This window comes from Micromonospora sp. L31, from assembly GCF_052068075.1.
Lineage (GTDB): Bacteria > Actinomycetota > Actinomycetes > Mycobacteriales > Micromonosporaceae > Micromonospora > Micromonospora purpureochromogenes.
The window spans coordinates 1088239-1105521 of the sequence record NZ_JBQHDC010000001.1; the positions used below are offsets into that span (position 1 = coordinate 1088239).

Consider the following 17283-nt stretch of genomic DNA (forward strand, 5'->3'; position numbering starts at 1 on the left):
GGCGTCGTGCGGGCGGTCGGCGGGCTCTGGGCGGACCTGACCGACCTGGTGCTGCCGAGCGGGTGCGCGGGCTGCCGACGGACCGGTTCGGCGAGCCGGCGGGGGTTCTGCCCGGCCTGCGCCGACGCGCTCCAGGCGTTGCGTCCCGCCCCGGTACGCCCCACCCCCGCCCCGCCCGACCTGCCGCCCTGCCACGCCCTCGGCCCGTACGCCGGGCCGTTGCGGGAGGCGCTGCTGACGTACAAGGAACGGGGTCGGCACGGCCTGGCCGGGCCGTTGGGCGCGCTGCTGGCCGAGGTGGTGGCCGAGGCGGTGGGCCCGGCAAGGCCGGTGCTGCTGGTGCCGGTGCCGGACACCGCGGCGGCGGCCCGGTCCCGCTACGGCGACCACCTGGGTCGGTTGGCCCGGCACGCGGCCCGGCGGCTGCGCGGGGCGGGGTGGGACGTGCGGACGGCCCGGCCGCTGCGGGCGCTGCCCCGGCCCGACTCGGTGGCGCTGGACAGCGCCGGGCGGGCGGCCGCGGCGGCGTCGGCTTTCCGGGGTCGCGCGGGCCGGGGCGGGCGCGAAGCCGGCGGTCGGAGCGTGGTGGTGCTCGACGACATCCTCACCACCGGGGCGACCCTGGCCGCGGTGGCCCGCACATTGCGGGGCCTGGGAATAACGCCAAACGTCGCGGCGGTGCTCGCCGCAACGCAAAAACGACGCCATTGGTGACGCTTCGTGTTCCCGTTTCACCCCATGGTGTATGAGGTGTGAAATCCCTGAGCGTTCTCGACAACTGGGGGTGACTGCCGGCCGAACAGGAGTTAGCGTTTTCCTGTCGGGGGTAGGAGGTTTCAAACCCACCCCCGGCGGTGGAAGGAGGCGTAGCCGTACCTGACCGGTCGACGCCACAGGGATGCTCCCAGGGTCGGTCGACCGGATTGAAGATCAGACGACCATCCGAAAAAGGGAGGTCACGTGGACATCGTGGTCAAGGGCCGAAACGTCGAAGTGCCGGACCATTACCGGGTGCACGTAGCTGAGAAACTCGCGAAAATCGAACGCTACGACCACAAGCTCATCCGAGTCGACGTGGAGTTGTTCCACGAACGCAATCCCCGCCAGTCCGACACCTGCCAACGCGTGGAGATCACCTGTGTCTCCCGGGGGCCGGTGATCCGGGCGGAGGCCTGCACGAGCGACTTCTACAGCGCGCTCGACGCGGCGATCGCCAAGCTGGACACCCGACTGCGCCGGGCGGCCGACCGCCGCCGCGTGCACCGGGGCCGGCACGCGCCGCTCTCCGTCGCCGCCGCCACCGCCGATCTACCGGTGGCCGAGCTGGCCGCGCCGTCCGGCGCTACGGCCACCGCGGTGGCCGAACGGGTCGAGGAGGAGCCCGCCGACGAGTACGACGACCAGCCCTGGCACATCGCCCGGGCCAAGGTGCACCCCGCCGAGCCGATGACCGTGGACGACGCCCTGTTCCAGATGGAACTGGTGGGGCACGACTTCTACCTGTTCCACGACAAGGAAACCGGCCGGCCGAGCGTCGTCTACCGGCGGCACGCGTACGACTACGGCATCATCTCGCTCGACATCTGACCCCTGCCCACCCCTCGCAGCCGGTCACGGGGCCGGGTGGTTCGCCCATCCCGGCTCCGGTGGCCGGCGCGTTCAGCGCGGGTCGTCGGCGAGCAGTGCGTAGAGCACCGCGTCCGCCCGGAGCCCGTCCCGGCCGGGGAGCCGACCCCGCATCAGCCCCTCCCGCCGGAACCCGGCCCGCTCCAGCACCCGCTGGGAGCCGAGGTTGTCCGGCGCGGTACCGGCCCAGAGCCGGGCGAGGCCGACCGGCCCGAAGGCCCAGTCGGCGACCAGACGCACCGCCCGGGTGGCCAGCCCCCGGCCGCGCGCCGCGGGCAGCAGGCTGTAGCCGAGCATCGCCTGGCCGGTGGCCGGCTCGTCGTAGCTCATCGCGCAGCCGCCGGCCAGTTCCCCGGTGCGCGCGTCGCAGAGCGCGAAGTCGGCCGCGCTGCCGACCAGCCATTCGCTCTCCGCGACGGCGCAGCGCCGCGCGATCGCCGCCCGGGTCGGCGGGACCTGCCGTACCCGGTTCGCCACCACCTCGGGCAGCGTGTGCAGCCGGTACAGCGCGTCGGTGTCCGCGGGGGTCAGCCGGCGCAGCGTCAGCACGCCGTCGGTGAGCCGGCCGTCGGGCAGGTCCGGCAGCGCGCGGGGCGTCGGGCCGGCGGGGTCGTCGGCGAGGCGTACCCAGGCCCACAGGTCATGCCGCCCGCCGCCGCGCGTCGGGTTCGCGGCCCGGCGGACCCCCTCGTACCGGAAGCCGGCGGCGAGCGCCACCCGCATGCTCGCCGCGTTCTCCTCGTGGGTGAGCAACTCCAGCCGGGCGATGCCGGCGGCGAAGGCGTGCCCGGCCAGCGCGCGGGTGGCGGCAGTGGCCACGCCCTGGCCGCGGGCCCACGGCGCCACCCAGTAGCCGATCTCCGCCTGGCCCCGCGCCGGGACCGGCTGACTCAGCCCGATCCCGCCGAGCAGCCGGTCGGAGGCGGGGTCGGCGATCGCGTACGCGGCGCCGCCGGTGGCCCAGGCGGCCGGCGCGCCCTCGGTGATCCACCACCGGGCGCTCTGCTCGGTGTACGGGTCGGGCATGCCGGAGATGAACCGTCGGGTGAGCGGGTCGGCGCAGGCGGTGGCGGTGTCCGCGACGTCGTCGAGCCGGAACGGGCGCAGCCGGATGCCGTGGGACTCGACGATCTCGGGGGTCACGAGGTCAGGTCCTCGGCGAGCAGCGCGGCCACCCAGGCGTCGACCCGTTCGCCCCGGTGCTGCAACCCGCCCCGGGCGGTGCCCTCGACGGTGAACCCGGCCTTCTCGGCGACCCGCCGGGAGGCGGTGTTGCCGACGTGTGCCTTCCACTCGATCCGGGCCAGGCCCAGCGTGGTGAAGCCCCAGGCGGTCAGCGCGGCGAGCGCGGCCGGCATCCAGCCGCGGCCCCGGGCGTGCGGGGCGGTCATGAAGCCCACGTCGGCCAGGAGCGGGTCGGCGGGGCTCAGACGCAGGTCGATGGTGCCGGCGTAGGCGTCGTCGGCGTCGGCGATCACGAAGCAGGCGCTGGCGCCGCGCGCCCAGTTGGTCCGGCAGTGGTCGAGGAACTCCTCGGCGTCGTTCCGCTGGTAGGGATGCGGCACGGTGGTCCACCGGATCGTGTCGGGATCCTGGCAGGTTGTCGCGATCGCATCCAAGTCGCGTTCCTCCATCGGGCGCAGCCGCAGCTCGGTGTCGCCCGTCGTGGCGAAGAGGACGGGCTGCGGCCGACCGAAGACGGCGGCCCGGCGGGCGTCGAGGGTGTCCGGGCCGGCCGGGCCGGGTTCGCCCGACGCGGGCACCTCGCCGGGCAGCAGCGAGCCGATCCAGCCCGCCGTCCGGCCGCCCTCGGCCGGGTGGGCCAGCCGCAGCTCGCCGGAGACCTGGAAGCCGGCGCGCAGCGCGACCAGCCGGGAGTAGTGGTTGCCGACCTCGGCCTGCCAGACCAGCCGGCGCAGCTTCAGCGCGTCGAACGCCCAGCGCGCGACCGCCCGGGTGGCCCGCACGGTGACGCCCCGCCCGCGCGCCCAGGGCGCGGTCCAGTAGCCGATCTCGCCGGAGGCCAGGGCGGGGTCGATCGAGACGAGGCCGCAGGAGCCGAGCAGCTCGCCGGTGCCGGCGTCGCAGACCGCGAACGGCGCCCCGGTGCCCTCGGCCCAGGCCGTCGGGGCGATGCCGGTGACGAACCCGTGGGCGTGTTCCGGCAGGTACGGGCGCGGTACGGTGGTCCAGCGCTGGATGTCCGGGTCCTGGCAGGCGCGATGCACGGCGTCCGCGTCGGCGGCCTGCCAGGGGCGCAGCAGCAGGCCGTCCTCGATGATCTCCACAGGCTCCATCCGAGCCATCGTGCCGGATCGTTCGCGGTGGGCGTAACCGGATAACCGCCGGTGGCGGCACTGCCTGCGCGATATGTCGGGTTCGCCGGGCCGGACCGCCGCCACCAGTGACCATCGCGCCGATGGAGCGCCTACGATGGTTCGAGACTGTCTAGGGGAGCGTTGATCCGTGTCGATTCTGGAAAAGGTCCTCCGCGCCGGCGAGGGCCGTATGGTGCGTCGGCTCAAGGCCATCGCCGCCGCCGTCAACTCGATCGAGGACGACTACGTCAACCTCAGCGACGACGAGCTGCGCGGCCTGACGGAGCAGTACAGGGAGCGGCTCGCCGACGGTGAGACCCTCGACGACCTGCTGCCGGAGGCGTTCGCCACGGTTCGCGAGGCGGCTGCCCGGGTGCTCGGCCAGCGCCCGTACGACGTCCAGGTGATGGGCGGCGCGGCGCTGCACTTCGGCAACATCGCCGAGATGAAGACCGGTGAGGGCAAGACCCTGACCTCGGTCATGGCGGTCTACCTCAACGCCCTGTCCGGCAAGGGCGTGCACGTGGTCACGGTCAACGACTACCTGGCCCAGCGCGACGCCGCCTGGATGGGCCGGGTGCACGAGTTCCTCGGCCTGACCGTCGGCGTGGTCCTGCCCAACCGGCCGGCCGCCGAGCACCGCGCCGCGTACGAGTGCGACATCACCTACGGCACGAACAACGAGTTCGGCTTCGACTACCTGCGCGACAACATGGCCTGGTCGCGCGACGAGCTGGTCCAGCGCGGCCACAACTTCGCCGTGGTCGACGAGGTCGACTCGATCCTCATCGACGAGGCCCGGACGCCGCTGATCATCTCCGGCCCGGCCGAGCACTCCGCCCGCTGGTACTCCGAGTTCGCGGGCGTGGTGGCCCGGCTGCAGCCCGGCACCGACGGCGAGGGCGACTACGAGGTCGACTACGCCAAGCGCACCATCGCGGTCACCGAGCGCGGTGTGGCCAAGGTCGAGGACCGGCTCGGCATCGACAACCTTTACGAGTCGGTGAACACCCCGCTGGTCGGTTACCTCAACAACGCGATCAAGGCCAAGGAGCTCTACAAGCGCGACAAGGACTACATCGTCAGCGACGGCGAGGTCCTGATCGTCGACGAGTTCACCGGCCGCATCCTGCACGGCCGTCGCTACAACGAGGGCATGCACCAGGCGATCGAGGCCAAGGAGGGGGTGGAGATCAAGCAGGAGAACCAGACCCTGGCCACCATCACCCTCCAGAACTACTTCCGCCTCTACGAGAAGCTCTCCGGCATGACCGGTACCGCCCAGACCGAGGCGGGCGAGTTCAACAAGGTCTACAAGGTCGGCGTCGTGACCATCCCGACGCACCGGCCGATGGTCCGGATCGACCGCGCCGACGTCATCTACAAGACCGAGCGGGCCAAGTTCAACGCGGTCATCGAGGACATCGCCGAGCGGCACGAGAAGGGTCAGCCGGTGCTGGTCGGCACCGTCTCGGTGGAGAACTCGGAGATCCTGTCCCAGCTGCTGCGCCGCCGCGGCATCCCGCACTCGGTGCTGAACGCCAAGTTCCACGCCCGCGAGGCGGAGATCGTCGCCCAGGCCGGCCGGAAGGGCGCGGTCACGGTCGCCACCAACATGGCCGGCCGTGGCACGGACATCCTGCTCGGCGGCAACCCCGAGTTCCTCGCCGCCAGCGAGCTGCGCCAGCGCGGCCTCGACCCGCTGGAGAACGACGAGGAGTACGCCAAGGCGATGGAGGAGGTCCTCCCCACCTGGAAGCAGGCCTGCGAAACGGAGGCCGAGGAGGTCGCCGACGCCGGTGGCCTCTACGTGCTGGGCACCGAGCGGCACGAGTCCCGCCGGATCGACAACCAGCTGCGCGGTCGGGCCGGCCGGCAGGGCGACCCGGGCGAGTCCCGCTTCTACCTGTCGCTGCAGGACGAGCTGATGAAGCGCTTCCGCGCGGGTGCGGTCGAGGCGGTGATGGAGCGCTTCAACATCCCGGAGGACGTGCCGATCGAGTCGAAGATGGTCACCCGCCAGATCAAGAGCGCCCAGGCGCAGATCGAGGGCCAGAACGCCGAGATCCGCAAGAACGTCCTCAAGTACGACGAGGTGCTCAACAAGCAGCGCCAGGTGATCTACGCCGAGCGGCTGCGCGTGCTCAACGGTGAGGACCTCTCCGACCAGGTCCGCAACATGATCGACGACACGGTCACCGCGTACGTCACCGGCGCCACCAGCGAGGGCTACGCCGAGGACTGGGACCTGGAGCAGCTCTGGTCCAGCCTCAAGCAGCTCTACCCGGTCGGCATCACCATCGAGGAGATGGAGGAGGAGGCCGGCGGCAGTCGGGCCAGCATCGACGCCGACTTCCTGCTGGCCCGCCTCAAGGAGGACGCGCACGCCGCGTACGACCGGCGTGAGGAGCAGCTCGGCGAGGAGGCGGTACGCCAGCTGGAGCGGATGGTGCTGCTCCAGGTCATCGACCGCAAGTGGCGCGAGCACCTCTACGAGATGGACTACCTCCAGGAGGGCATCAGCCTCCGGGCGTACGCCCAGCGCGACCCGGTCATCGAGTACCAGCGCGAGGGCTTCGACATGTTCGCCACCATGATGGACGGCATCAAGGAGGAGACGGTCGGCTTCCTCTACAACCTGGAGGTGCAGGTCCAGGAGCAGGAGCCGGAGGCCGAGGAGGTCCAGCTGCTGGAGAAGCCGGTCGAGATCCGGGCCAAGGGTCTCAACCGCGCGCCGCAGCAGCAGGGCCTGCAGTACTCCGCGCCCACCATCGACGGTGAGGCCGGCCAGGGTGCGGTGGCCGTGGAGCGGCCCGAGCAGCAGGCGCCCGCCCTGGGTGTCGGGCGTTCGGAGACGCCGGCCCGTCCGGCGGCGCCGGGGGCGTCCGGCGCGCCGCGTCGTCCGGCGGCCACCGGGGCGAGCGGTCAGGCCGTCGCGGCCAGCACCGCCCGGCGCGGGTCGGTGCCGGCGGAGCGTGCCGAGGGCGGCAACGGCCCGTCCCGCAACGCGCCCTGCCCGTGCGGCTCCGGCCGCAAGTACAAGCGCTGCCACGGCGCGCCCAACGGCGGCGCCTGATCCTGACGCGGGGCCCCGCCCCGCCGAGTCGGTACGGCGAGAGCCGCAGTCCTTCGGGGCTGCGGCTCTCGCCGTCCTGCCGCGCGTCCGTCGGATCCTCGGTCACAACGGGCGAGGTGGTCAGAGCACCTGGAGGGCGGTGCAGAGCCAGCCGCCCCGGCGGTGTTCGAGGCGGACCGCCAGCGCCCAGGTGCGGCCGGCGCCGGCGAGCACCGCGGCGGCCTCGACGGCCGCCGACCGTGGCTCGCACACCCGGAGCCGGCGCAGGTGCACCACCGGCCGGCTCGACCGACGGCGGTGCGGGCCGGTGTGGGCCGACGCCCGGGCCAGCTGCTCGGTGACCTCGGCGGCCCGTCCGGGCTCCACCAGGGACCGGAGCTGCCCGGGCGGGCGGTAGCCGTTGAGGATCTCCAGGAAGGTGGCGACGAACCGCTGGGCGGCGCGGCCGGCCTCGGGCGTGGCCGTGGCGAGTGCGCCGGGCGGCGGGCCGGAGCGGGGCCGGGGCGGCCCCGGGCGGGAGTCGTGCCGCCGGCCGGGCGGGCGGCCGGCGGGCTGGTGCGCGGCACCGAAGAGGTCGAGGGCGAGCTGGCCGCTGGGGCGGGGCCAGAGATCCGGCGACTCGTCGACGTAGGGCGGGTCGCTGACCGGGGCCGGGCGTAGCCGGACCGGGGGCCGGGAGGGGCCGGGACGGCGGGAGTCGACCATGGCGCTCACCTCTGATCCTTGCGTTTGCGTTTGTTTGCCTCCGGTACGCTTCGATACTCGGGTACAACAGTATTCGCCGTCAATGGCGTTCGGCGTCGGGACGGCTACTCGGTGTCGCGGTCGGTGAGCGGGTTGCCGCGTACCCACTCGGCAGTTTCGGCGTACTTGCGCTGGATGTACTCCTCCAGCTGGGCGCGCTCGACGCGCCACTGGCCGCGCCCACCGATCTTGATCGCGGGCAGCTCTCCGCTGCGCACCATGTGGTAGACCTGCGAGTCCGACACGTTCAACTCGGTGGCCACGTCGGAGAGCAGGAGAAACCTCGGCTCCACGGATAACCCCCGGTGTTGGCGTCGTTTGCCTCAGTTTGCCACCGCCGGCCGGACCCGCCCAGCACCCACCCGGCCGGCGCTGCGGTGCGGCAACTTCCACCGGGCCGGTGCGGGGTGTATGACGGTCTCGGCGTACGGCATGATCGGCGCCCGGACCGGCAGACCCGCCGGTCCGCGAACGATCGGGGGATACGACGGTGAGCGACGAGCTGGTCCGGGTGTACGTCCCGGCGACCGTGCCGATGCTGGCCCGGCTGCGGGAGCAGGGGCTGTCGGCCGACCAGGCGCACGCCGTCACCCCCGCCCTGCGCGAGTGGTACGCCGAGGGCGACGAGGAGGAGCTGGAGTACGTCGCGTTCACCCGCGCCGCCCAGGACGCCCTCCAACTGCTGCGGGAGGACCCGGCCGCGCCCCGGCGCCGGGTGGTGGTCTCGGTGGACCTGCCCCCGTCGGCGGTCGGCCGGGGCGACGGTGACCTCGGCTCCAGCACGGTGCGGCTCGACCAGCCGGTGCCGGTGCGGTCGGTGGCCGCGCTGCACGTGGACGGGGCGGACGCGGTGGACGACGTGGCCGCCGCCGTCGAGGTGGTCGCCGAGGCCCTGGCGGGCGACCCGGACGCCCAGTTCACCGTCGACAGCGCCGAGGACCACGAGCTGGAGTGGTACGACCCCTCCGAGCTGGACCTGCTGCTCCGCGCCGCCTCCTGATCCGGCCCGCCGGCGGGCGCCCGGCCCGCCGTGGAAGCGGCCACGCCCCCGGCGGAGCGGGACGCCCCGGGGCGGAGCCGCCTCAGTCCTCGACCGGCTCCGGCTCGTCGTCGTGGGGCGCCGGGCCGAGGGTGCGGCCGAAGGCGACGAGCGCGGTCAGCGCGCCCACGAACAGCACCCAGATGCCGTTGTCGACCCGGGAGGTGCCGAGGCTGGTCTGGGCGACCGCGTCCGCCTCGCTCAGCGCGCTGGCCAGGTCGAGCAGGGTCCGGCCGCCGATCCGGATGATCACCTCGGCGAGCAGCAGGAGCAGGCCCGGGCCGGCCCCGGCGACCAGGTACGCCGGCCAGCGCAGCGCCGGCGTCGCCGGGTCGCGGCGCAGCGCACGGCGGCGGGCCCAGGTCAGGTAGCCGAAGGCGAGCAGTCCGGCGAGCAGTCCGGCGAGCAGCGACTCCGTGCGGGAGACCCACTTGGCGGCGCTCACCAGCGACGCCTGGGAGCCGTCGGCGCCGAAGAGGTCGAACAGCGGGTCGCGGGCCCGGCTGAACGCCACCACGAAGACCAGCGTGCCCAGGGCGGCGGTGACCACGGCGCCGACCGGGGCGGCGTCGCGGGCTCCGGCCAGTGCCCCGCCGATGATGGCCGCGGCGGCGCTGGTGCCGGCGATCGTGTTGGTGGTCGCGTTGTCGGCGTAGGTCAGGTTGATCGCGAGGGCGGCGGCGAGCCCGACCAGCAGGCCGGTGCCGACCGCCACCACGAAGCGCAGGGTGGCCCGGTCGACGCCCCGCCGGGCCAGCAGCCCGGTCACCGCCAGGGCGACGGCGGTCCCGGCCACCAGGGCGGCCGAGATGACCCCGGGCAGGGCGAAGGCGGAGAGGCTGATCGCGGTGAGGCCGGCCGCCGCCGAGCTGATCGCCTCGCGGGTCGACCAGAGCATCGCCGCCAGCCAACCGACCGCCAGCAGGGCCAGCACGGGTGCGCCCGGGGCGCGCGCCGGGCGGGGGGCCTCGGCCACCGGCGCGACCTGGTCGGCCGGGTCGGTGGTGTCCGGCCGGTCCGACTCCGCGGCCGTCGAGCTGCCGGGCTGCTTGCTCATCGTGTCCCCTTCGACGGGCGCCCGACCGCAGCGGCGGACCGGGGCAGGTCACCGGCCATCCAGCGTACGCGCCCGGCCCGGCTGCCTCCGCGCGCCCGCGCCCGCACCGGCGGCCTGCTTTCCTTCGGCGGAAAGGGCCGTTCGGGTACGGATCGCCGCCCGGCCCGCTCCCGCACTTCTCGATCTATGGTTTCCAGGCGGGCGGGGCGCGATCGGCGGGGAACGGGCGTGGGAGAATCCTCGGAGGTCCCGCCGCCGCGACGCCTCACCCGCGCGGCGCCCGGCGTCCGGCCGTCCGGTCGGTGCCCGCGGGTCCGGTTTCGCCACCGCTGTCGAGATCGCACAGGAGCCTGTGATGGACGCCGTGTTCTCCGTACCCGAGCCGCGCAACGAGCCGGTACGCACCTACGAGCCGGGCAGCGCCGACCGGGAGCGGCTGCAGCGGCGGCTGACCGAACTCGCCGCCGAGCGTATCGACCTGCCGATGACGATCGCCGGCGAGCAGCGGATGGCCGGCGGTGAGTCGATCGACGTGGTCCAGCCACACAAGCACGCCCACGTGCTCGGCGTCACCGGCCACGCCACCCACGACGACGCCCGCGCCGCGGTGAAGGCCGCCAAGGACGCCGCGCCGATGTGGCGCGCGCTGCCGTTCGAGGAGCGGGCCGCGATCTTCCTGCGCGCCGCCGAGCTGCTCGCCGGCCCCTGGCGGGACACGCTCAACGCCGCCACCATGCTCGGCCAGTCCAAGACCGCCGTCCAGGCGGAGATCGACTCGGCCTGCGAGTTCATCGACTTCCTCCGGTTCAACGTGCACTTCGCCCGTCGGCTGCTCGAAGAGCAGCCGATGTCGTCGCCGGGGGTGTGGAACCGCTTCGACCACCGCCCGCTGGAGGGCTTCGTCTACGCGGTCACCCCGTTCAACTTCACCGCGATCGCCGGCAACCTGCCCTCGGCGCCGGCCCTGCTCGGCAACACCGTGGTCTGGAAGCCGGGCCCGACCCAGCAGTTCGCCGCGCACTTCACCATGCGGCTGTTCGAGGCGGCCGGCCTGCCGCCCGGCGTGATCAACATGGTCACCGGGCGGGGCGAGGAGGTCTCCGACGTCGTGCTCGCCGACCCGGACCTGGCCGGCATCCACTTCACCGGTTCCACCAAGGTCTTCCAGCACCTGTGGCGGACCGTCGGCGAGAACATCGCCGGCTACCGGGGCTACCCGCGGCTGGTCGGCGAGACCGGCGGCAAGGACTTCGTCGTGGCGCACCCCAGCGCCGACGTCGACGCCCTGCACACCGCGCTGATCCGGGGCGCCTACGAGTACCAGGGCCAGAAGTGCTCGGCCGCCTCGCGGGCGTACGTGCCGCGTTCGCTCTGGGAGGGCGGGCTGCGCGACCGGCTGGCCGCCACCACGGACTCGCTGACCTACGGCGACGTCACCGACTTCAGCAACTTCGGCGGCGCGGTGATCGACGAGAAGGCGTTCAGCCGGCACACCGCCGCGCTGGAGCTGATCTCCGACGACGACACCTGCCGGATCCTCGCCGGCGGCACCGCCGACGACTCGGTCGGCTACTTCGTCCGGCCCACCCTCTTCGAGTGCAGCGACGCCGCGCACGAGACCTTCACCACCGAGTACTTCGGTCCGATCCTCGGCGTGCACGTGTTCGACGACGCCCGCTTCGACGACGCGGTCGCCCAGGCCGAGTCGATCGCGCCGTACGCGCTGACCGGTTCGATCTTCGCCAACGACCGCCGGGTGGTCGAGGCGGTCGCCGAGCGGATGCGGTACGCGGCCGGCAACTTCTACATCAACGACAAGCCGACCGGCGCGGTGGTCGGGCAGCAGCCCTTCGGCGGCGCCCGGGCCAGCGGCACCAACGACAAGGCGGGCTCCTGGCTCAACCTGGTCCGCTGGCTGTCGCCGCGGACGATCAAGGAGACCTTCGTGCCGCCGACCGACCACACGTACCCGCACATGGGCTGAACCGGCGACGGCCGCCGGTGGCGCGCACAGCGTCACCGGCGGCCGGGGCCGGCCCGCGGCCGTGGGCGGGTCGCTGGCTGCGCGGCGGAGCCCGACCGGCCGTCCGGTGGGGCCCGGACACCGTCCGGCCGGTAGGCATCGATAGTCCTGGCAGCACTGTCGTCCGCCGACAGTGCACATTGGAAATCCTCCCGGGTGGCAAATCCGGAAATCCTGGACGCTGCGACGGCAAAGTGGCAGCTTAGAGGGCATGGCGGAATCCGGAGTCAACCCCACCGCGGCAGCCCTGCTGGGGCTGCTGCACGAGGGCCCGATGACTGGCGGCCAGCTGATGGCCGCCGCTGAGCGCCGACTGGCGCCGTACTGGTCGATGACCCGCAGTCAGGTCTACCGCGAGTTGCCGGTGCTGGCCGAGCGGGGTTTCGTGCGGCTGGGCAAGCCCGGGCCGCGGATGAGCCAGCCGTACGCGATCACCGCCAGCGGGAAACGGACATTTTCCCGCTGGTTGGCGGAGAACCCGGGGCGGGACACCATCCGCAACCCGATCGCCCTGCGGATCGCCTTCGGCGACCTGCACTCGGCCAGCCAGCTGAAGAACCTCTACGCCTCGGCCAACGAATACCACACCGAGGCCCTGGCGCACGTGCGCGAGCAGGTGAAGAACGCCAAGAAAGAGGGCGACACCTACGACGCCAGCGCGCTGGAGTTCGCCGTCGCCTACCACAAGGCGGCGCTTTCCTGGCTCAAGACCGCCCCGGTCGGCTGATCATCTGCCCGGGTCGGCGGTGTGACGTGAGCGGACCGCCGCACGCACAGTACGCTTGTCTGTCGTGACCGCTGCCGATTACGCCGAACAGCTCAAGGAACTCGACGCCACCCTGCGCAACATCGAGGCGGTGCTCGACCTCGACCGCCTGCACGAGGAGAAGGCCCGGCTCGAGGAGCAGGCGTCCGCGCCCGACCTCTGGGACGACCAGGCGAAGGCGCAGCAGGTGACCTCGCAGCTGTCGTACGTCAACGGCGAGATCGGCAAGCTCGGCAGCCTCCGCTCCCGGCTCGACGACGCCGGTGTCCTGCTGGAGCTGGCCGAGGCCGAGGCCGACCCGGGGGTGCTCTCCGAGGTCGAGACGGAGATCGGCGGGCTGCGCAAGGCCATCCAGGAGATGGAGGTCCGCACCCTGCTCTCCGGCGAGTACGACTCCCGGGAGGCGCTGGTCGCCATCCGGGCCGGCGCCGGCGGGGTGGACGCCGCCGACTTCGCCGAGATGCTGCTGCGGATGTACCTGCGCTGGGCCGAGCGGCACGGCTACCCGACCGAGGTCTACGAGACCTCGTACGCGGAGGAGGCTGGCCTGAAGTCCGCCACCTTCACCGTCAAGGTCCCGTACGCCTACGGCACCCTCAGCGTCGAGTCGGGCACCCACCGGCTGGTCCGGATCAGCCCCTTCGACAACCAGGGCCGCCGGCAGACCAGCTTCGCCGGTGTCGAGGTGCTGCCCGTGGTGGAGCAGACCGACCACATCGACATCCCCGAGAACGAGATGCGGATCGACGTCTACCGGTCCTCCGGGCCGGGCGGGCAGAGCGTCAACACCACCGACTCGGCGGTCCGGATCACCCACATCCCCACCGGCATCGTGGTGACCTGCCAGAACGAGAAGTCCCAGCTGCAGAACAAGGCCTCCGCGCTGCGCGTGCTCCAGGCCCGGCTGCTGGAGCGCAAGCGGCAGGAGGAGCAGGCCAAGCTCCAGGGCCTCAAGACGGACGCCGCCGGTTCGTGGGGCGACCAGATGCGCTCCTACGTCCTGCACCCGTATCAGATGGTGAAGGATCTCCGAACCGAGCAGGAGACCGGCAATCCGTCCTCGGTCTTCGACGGGGAACTGGACAGCTTCATCGAGGCCGGCATCCGCTGGCGCAAGCAGCAGCAGCTCGCCAACGACGCTGTGTGATCAAGCGGGGGCGGAGCGCGTCGTCGATCTCCTGGCGGGAGGGGCAATCGATGACGCGCCTCGCACAGGTGGGGCGTAGGACTTGGCTCAGCGGTTACACCGCGTAGACTCACCACCCGTGATTCAGCTTGAGCAAGTGACGAAGACGTACCCGAAGGCGTCCCGGCCTTCGCTCGACAACGTGTCCGTCTCGATCGAGAAGGGCGAGTTCGTCTTCTTCATCGGTCCATCCGGCTCCGGCAAGTCCACGATAATCAAAATGCTGCTGCACGAGGTCAGCCCCAACAAGGGCCGGGTCGTCGTCAACGGCAAGGACGTCACCACGATGCGCTCCTGGAAGCGACCCCACTTCCGGCGCTCGATCGGCTGCGTCTTCCAGGACTTCCGGTTGCTGCCCAACCGCACCGCCTACGAGAACGTGGCGTTCGCTCTCGAGGTGATCGGCAAGACCAAGGCGGTCGCCCGCCGGGTCGTGCCCGAGGTGCTGGAGCTGGTCGGGCTCGGTGGCAAGGAGCACCGCTACCCGCATGAGCTCTCCGGTGGTGAGCAGCAGCGCGTGGCCGTCGCCCGGGCGTTCGTGAACCGTCCGCTGATCCTGCTGGCGGACGAGCCGACCGGAAACCTGGACCCGGACACCTCGATCGAGATCATGCGCCTGCTGGACCGGATCAACCGCACCGGCACGACCGTCGTGATGGTCACGCACGACTCCAACATCGTGAACCAGATGCGCCGTCGCGTCGTCGAGATCGAGAGCGGCCGCATCGTGCGCGACCAGGCCCGCGGCGTCTACGGGTGAGCCGGCGCTCCACCCCTGCCGTACACCCTGACGACGAACACCTCATGCCGGAGAGCCGGAGGAACACCCGATGCGGATGAAATACGTCCTGTCCGAGGTACTGGTCGGACTGTGGCGCAACGTCACCATGACCATCGCCATGATCATCACCATGGCGGTGTCGCTGTTCATGCTGGGCGGAGCCGGCCTGCTGTACCAGAAGGTCGGCGACATGAAGGACCTCTACTACGAGAACGTCGAGGTCTCGATCTTCCTGGCGACCGACGTCAGCGAGCAGCAGCGCAACGACCTGGACGCCAAGCTCAAGAGCGACCCCCTGGTCAAGGAGGTCCTCTACGTCAACAAGGACGAGGCGTACAAGCGGTTCCAGGAGATGTACCAGGACGCCCCGGACCTGGTGAACGCCGTCAAGGCGGACCAGTTGCCCGAGTCGTTCCGGCTCAAGCTGGTCAACCCGGAGCAGTACAAGAACATCTACGACCAGTACAAGGACACCGAGGGGGTCGACGAGATCGTCGACCAGAGCCGACTGCTGGACAAGGTCTTCGGCGTCCTCACCGGCATCCAGACCTTCGCGCTGGTCATCGCGGTGTTCATGGCCGCCGCCGCGCTGCTCCTGGTCGCGAACACCATCCAGGTCGCCGCGTACAGCAAGCGGCGTGAGGTCGCGGTCATGAAGCTCGTCGGCGCGTCCAACTGGTTCATCCAGGCGCCGTTCGTGCTGGAGGCGGTGGTCGCCGGTCTGATCGGTTCGATCCTCGCGCTGGTGTTCATGGCGCTCGGAAAGTACTTCGGCGGCAGCGGCTCGCTGTCCGCCCTGGAGGGCCTGATCACGCCGGTCTCGTGGGGCGACATCCTGCTGATGTTCCCGATCATGGCGGGCGTCGGCGCGCTGTTCAGCGCGGTCACCGGCTGGATCACGCTCCGCTTCTACCTGCGGGTCTAGTTACCCGACGGCTCCGCCGAGGGCCCTTCCGCGCCGGAATAAACGGCGCGGGAGGGTCCTTGTCATTCGGGTAGCATGATCTCTGCCCGCGGCCGGTCGCACCGGTCGTGGGTCACCAGGAAAGGGGGTGGCGCCGATGCCACGGGAAAAGGGTCGCAAGGTGGTCGCCTCCAACAAGAAGGCGCGCCACGACTACGCCATCCTCGACACGTACGAGGCGGGCATGGCGCTGACCGGCACCGAGGTCAAGTCGCTGCGGGCCGGTCGGGCGTCCCTGGTCGACGCGTTCGCCCAGGAGCGCAACGGCGAGCTCTACCTGCACAGCATGCACATCCCGGAGTACACCCAGGGCACCTGGACCAACCACGAGCCCCGGCGTACCCGCAAGCTGCTGCTCAAGCGGCTGGAGATCGACCGGCTGATCGGCAAGACCCGCGAGGGCGGGTTGACCATGGTGCCGTTGCAGGTCTACTTCTCCGACGGCTGGGCGAAGGTGGAGATCGCCCTGGCCAAGGGTAAGAAGTCGTACGACAAGCGTCAGGACCTCGCCAAGCGGGACGCCGACCGGGAGATCGCCCGGGTGGCCGGCCGGCGCGGCAAGGGCATGGACGACTGATCTGTCGTCTTTGTCCGAGTCGGTGAATCCGGCCCGGGGCTCGGGATGAAACCCGTTGCGGCAGGCGTTAGTCTTGTACGAAGCCGCCGGAAGGGCGGCCCACCGAGGGGGTGACTGGTTTCGACTTCGTACGTTGCGGCAGGGGAAGCGAGCCGAGGAAGCCGACGTCGTCTCGAGAATCGTTCGTCGGAAACCAATAAGCGCCAAGAACAATCGCGCTGACTTCGCTCTCGCCGCCTGAGGCGAGTAGTGAGTCTGTCGGCCTGGGAACGCCTTCGTCCCAGTCAGCCGGCATCAGCTAGGAGGCTGGCCAATCGGACCCGGTCGCGGGGTCCGTGCGGCGAGATCAATCAGCGACTGGGCCCGTCACACCAACTTGCTCGCGTGAGCGGTGGGGCCGAGTAGAGGCATAGCGAGCTGCGCTCGGAGAAGCCCTGACAAACCGGCGAAGGACCCGGGTTCGATTCCCGGCACCTCCACCACCTCATGTGCGCCCCGGTCCATTGGACCGGGGCGCACAGTCGTCTTCCGGATACTTGTGGGGCCAGTGGGACCGATGGGGCCAATGAGGCGTTCCGGCCCCCTGGACAGCGCCCGAGCAGGGGGTCCACCATCGCTGTACGCGGTAGCACGCAGCGCGGGAGGTGCCCATGGTCACCGGTCCGATCCAGCAGCCGTCCGTCGCCCCGCCGGCGGTCCGCCCGCCCGCCGCGCGCCGGCCCAGCCCGCCCGGCGACCTGCCCGCCCTGGCCCGGGCGCTCGCCGTACCGCCGGGGGAGCCGCGCTGGCGGGAACGGGTCATCGTCCACCTCGCCCCGGTCCGCCGGGGCTTCGCCGAACACGTCCGGATCACCGAGGGCCCGGCCGGCCTCTACGCGGAGGTGCTCGCCCAGGCGCCCCGGCTGCACCGCGGCGTCCGGCTGCTCACCCGGGAGCACGGGGCCATCGTCGCGGCGCTGGCCGACCTCCAGCGGGCCGTCGACCGGCCCGGGGTGTGCGCCGAGGAGCTGCGCCGGCGCACCGACGACCTGCTGCGGGCGCTGTCCCGGCACCGGCAGCGCGGCGCGGACCTGCTCTGGCAGGCGTATCAGACGGACCTCGGCGGGGAGACCTGACCGGCGGGAAC

Annotated in this window: 16 protein-coding genes and 1 other RNA gene; 12 read left to right on the top strand and 5 right to left on the bottom strand. The window is 71.8% G+C overall.

What is annotated here, in order from left to right; all coding sequences use genetic code 11:
• The first annotated feature begins 6 nt into the window (after positions 1-6).
• A complete protein-coding gene (locus ACTMS9_RS05290) occupies positions 7-714 on the top strand; it encodes a ComF family protein (protein ID WP_441147002.1) in 708 nt (235 codons plus the stop codon).
• 246 nt (positions 715-960) lie between these two features.
• The gene (gene hpf / locus ACTMS9_RS05295; protein WP_441147000.1) at positions 961-1587 is read left to right on the top strand and encodes a ribosome hibernation-promoting factor, HPF/YfiA family; all 627 of its coding nucleotides are present in this window, start codon (positions 961-963) and stop codon (positions 1585-1587) included.
• Positions 1588-1659: 72 nt separating this feature from the next.
• Here hpf and ACTMS9_RS05300 read toward each other — a convergent pair whose 3' ends face one another.
• A complete protein-coding gene (locus ACTMS9_RS05300; RefSeq protein WP_441164252.1) occupies positions 1660-2769 on the bottom strand; it encodes a GNAT family N-acetyltransferase in 1110 nt (369 codons plus the stop codon).
• A complete protein-coding gene (locus ACTMS9_RS05305) occupies positions 2766-3923 on the bottom strand; it encodes a GNAT family N-acetyltransferase (protein ID WP_441164253.1) in 1158 nt (385 codons plus the stop codon). Before ACTMS9_RS05305 ends, ACTMS9_RS05300 begins: the two co-directional genes overlap by 4 nt.
• Positions 3924-4092: 169 nt before the next feature.
• On the opposite strand from ACTMS9_RS05305, the gene secA reads away from it, so the two are divergent.
• Entirely contained in the window at positions 4093-7020 is a 2928-nt protein-coding gene (gene secA / locus ACTMS9_RS05310) for a preprotein translocase subunit SecA (RefSeq protein WP_441146994.1), read from the top strand.
• Between the two features lie 120 nt (positions 7021-7140).
• Here secA and ACTMS9_RS05315 read toward each other — a convergent pair whose 3' ends face one another.
• Together ACTMS9_RS05315 and ACTMS9_RS05320 are read right to left on the bottom strand one after the other, a co-directional pair.
• The gene (locus tag ACTMS9_RS05315) at positions 7141-7725 is read right to left on the bottom strand and encodes an Rv3235 family protein (protein WP_441147615.1); all 585 of its coding nucleotides are present in this window, start codon (positions 7723-7725) and stop codon (positions 7141-7143) included.
• Positions 7726-7829: 104 nt separating this feature from the next.
• Positions 7830-8057 carry a helix-turn-helix transcriptional regulator gene (locus ACTMS9_RS05320; protein ID WP_377604200.1) on the bottom strand — a complete coding sequence of 76 codons (228 nt, stop codon included), beginning with the start codon at positions 8055-8057 and terminating at the stop codon, positions 7830-7832.
• 197 nt (positions 8058-8254) lie between these two features.
• On the opposite strand from ACTMS9_RS05320, the gene ACTMS9_RS05325 reads away from it, so the two are divergent.
• The gene (locus ACTMS9_RS05325; RefSeq protein ID WP_210774833.1) at positions 8255-8764 is read left to right on the top strand and encodes a DUF6912 family protein; all 510 of its coding nucleotides are present in this window, start codon (positions 8255-8257) and stop codon (positions 8762-8764) included.
• 82 nt (positions 8765-8846) lie between these two features.
• Here the strand turns inward: ACTMS9_RS05325 and ACTMS9_RS05330 are convergent, their stop codons facing one another.
• Positions 8847-9860 (bottom strand): hypothetical protein, encoded by a 1014-nt coding sequence (locus tag ACTMS9_RS05330; protein WP_441164254.1) that lies wholly within the window; start codon positions 9858-9860, stop codon positions 8847-8849.
• Positions 9861-10215: 355 nt separating this feature from the next.
• On the opposite strand from ACTMS9_RS05330, the gene pruA reads away from it, so the two are divergent.
• The 8 genes from pruA (at position 10216) to ACTMS9_RS05370 (ending at position 17272) form a co-directional block, all read left to right on the top strand.
• Positions 10216-11844: an L-glutamate gamma-semialdehyde dehydrogenase gene (gene pruA, locus ACTMS9_RS05335; RefSeq protein WP_441146989.1), complete on the top strand. Its 1629-nt coding sequence runs from the start codon at positions 10216-10218 to the stop codon at positions 11842-11844.
• A 250-nt stretch (positions 11845-12094) separates the two neighbouring features.
• Entirely contained in the window at positions 12095-12610 is a 516-nt protein-coding gene (locus ACTMS9_RS05340; RefSeq protein ID WP_088963825.1) for a PadR family transcriptional regulator, read from the top strand.
• Between the two features lie 64 nt (positions 12611-12674).
• The gene (gene prfB, locus ACTMS9_RS05345; protein ID WP_441146987.1) at positions 12675-13796 is read left to right on the top strand and encodes a peptide chain release factor 2; all 1122 of its coding nucleotides are present in this window, start codon (positions 12675-12677) and stop codon (positions 13794-13796) included.
• A 118-nt stretch (positions 13797-13914) separates the two neighbouring features.
• On the top strand, positions 13915-14595 hold the full coding sequence (ftsE, locus tag ACTMS9_RS05350; protein WP_088969966.1) for a cell division ATP-binding protein FtsE: 681 nt from the start codon (positions 13915-13917) through the stop codon (positions 14593-14595).
• Positions 14596-14665: 70 nt separating this feature from the next.
• Positions 14666-15541: a permease-like cell division protein FtsX gene (ftsX, locus tag ACTMS9_RS05355; protein ID WP_441146984.1), complete on the top strand. Its 876-nt coding sequence runs from the start codon at positions 14666-14668 to the stop codon at positions 15539-15541.
• A 136-nt stretch (positions 15542-15677) separates the two neighbouring features.
• Positions 15678-16157: an SsrA-binding protein SmpB gene (smpB, locus tag ACTMS9_RS05360; protein WP_210774828.1), complete on the top strand. Its 480-nt coding sequence runs from the start codon at positions 15678-15680 to the stop codon at positions 16155-16157.
• Between the two features lie 106 nt (positions 16158-16263).
• Positions 16264-16639, top strand: a transfer-messenger RNA (tmRNA) gene (ssrA, locus tag ACTMS9_RS05365).
• A gap of 168 nt (positions 16640-16807) precedes the next feature.
• A complete protein-coding gene (locus ACTMS9_RS05370; RefSeq protein WP_441164255.1) occupies positions 16808-17272 on the top strand; it encodes a hypothetical protein in 465 nt (154 codons plus the stop codon).
• Positions 17273-17283 lie beyond the last annotated feature (11 nt).

What these genes read in the sequence shown, in the direction of transcription:
- ACTMS9_RS05305 (WP_441164253.1), bottom strand. Translation starts at nt 3,923, where the DNA reads ATGGAGCCTGTGGAGATCATCGAGGACGGCCTGCTGCTGCGCCCCTGG.
- ACTMS9_RS05315 (WP_441147615.1), bottom strand. Translation starts at nt 7,725, where the DNA reads ATGGTCGACTCCCGCCGTCCCGGCCCCTCCCGGCCCCCGGTCCGGCTA.
- ACTMS9_RS05330 (WP_441164254.1), bottom strand. Translation starts at nt 9,860, where the DNA reads ATGAGCAAGCAGCCCGGCAGCTCGACGGCCGCGGAGTCGGACCGGCCG.
- pruA (WP_441146989.1), top strand. Translation starts at nt 10,216, where the DNA reads ATGGACGCCGTGTTCTCCGTACCCGAGCCGCGCAACGAGCCGGTACGC.
- ACTMS9_RS05340 (WP_088963825.1), top strand. Translation starts at nt 12,095, where the DNA reads ATGGCGGAATCCGGAGTCAACCCCACCGCGGCAGCCCTGCTGGGGCTG.
- ftsX (WP_441146984.1), top strand. Translation starts at nt 14,666, where the DNA reads ATGCGGATGAAATACGTCCTGTCCGAGGTACTGGTCGGACTGTGGCGC.
- smpB (WP_210774828.1), top strand. Translation starts at nt 15,678, where the DNA reads ATGCCACGGGAAAAGGGTCGCAAGGTGGTCGCCTCCAACAAGAAGGCG.
- ACTMS9_RS05370 (WP_441164255.1), top strand. Translation starts at nt 16,808, where the DNA reads ATGGTCACCGGTCCGATCCAGCAGCCGTCCGTCGCCCCGCCGGCGGTC.